Source organism: Nocardioides sediminis (genome assembly GCF_003047295.1).
Lineage (GTDB): Bacteria > Actinomycetota > Actinomycetes > Propionibacteriales > Nocardioidaceae > Nocardioides > Nocardioides sediminis.
Genome location: NZ_PZYZ01000023.1, coordinates 1 through 703 on the forward strand (window position 1 = coordinate 1; position 703 = coordinate 703).

A 703-nucleotide genomic window follows, 5' to 3' on the forward strand; every position below is an offset into this window, starting at 1 on the left:
CGGTGATAAAGTAGTAAAACGCGATCTCGCTTCGGGTGGCACGGAAGTATTGAGTTCAACGTTCTTAGATGAAAGTCCAAGTATTTCGCCAAATGGTATTATGGTTATTTATAGCTCTACCAAAGGTACGAGCAAAGTGCTACAATTGGTGTCCGCAGATGGCCGTTTCAAAGCTAACTTGCCGGGAGCAGGTGGACAATTTAAGTTTCCTGCTTGGTCACCGTATTTGACTAAATAAAATAAAATTCTTTTTAGGAGCAACAAATGAAAAAACTAGCTAAAGTATTGATGATTGCGGCACCAGCATTCGTATTAGCAGCTTGCAGCAGCTCATCAGACAATGCTAACGCAAATGCTAACGCAAACGCAGGTCAATTCGGCGGTATGACTGCTGAAGACTTACAAACTCGTTACAACACTGTGTACTTCGGTTTCGATAGCTACGCAGTTGAAGGTGAGTACCAACAACTTTTAGATGCACACGCTGCATACTTAACATCTGCAAACGGTAAAGTAACTGTTGCTGGTCACGCTGACGAACGTGGTACTCCAGAGTACAACATCGCATTAGGTCAACGTCGTGCAGACGCAGTTAAAAACTACTTAGCAACTAAAGGTGCTAACCAAGTTTCAACTGTTTCTTACGGTGAAGAAAAACCGGCTGTGTTAGGTCACACTGAAGCTGACTACGCTAAAAACCGTC

Annotated in this window: 1 protein-coding gene and 1 pseudogene; both read left to right on the forward strand. The window is 43.2% G+C overall.

From position 1 onward, the window contains the following. Nucleotides 1-238: pseudogene (locus DAI17_RS20745) on the forward strand (PD40 domain-containing protein); the annotation flags it as partial. Between the two features lie 26 nt (nt 239-264). Next, the coding region (locus DAI17_RS20750; RefSeq protein ID WP_107775149.1) for an OmpA family protein at nt 265-703 on the forward strand (439 nt) is incomplete at its 3' end.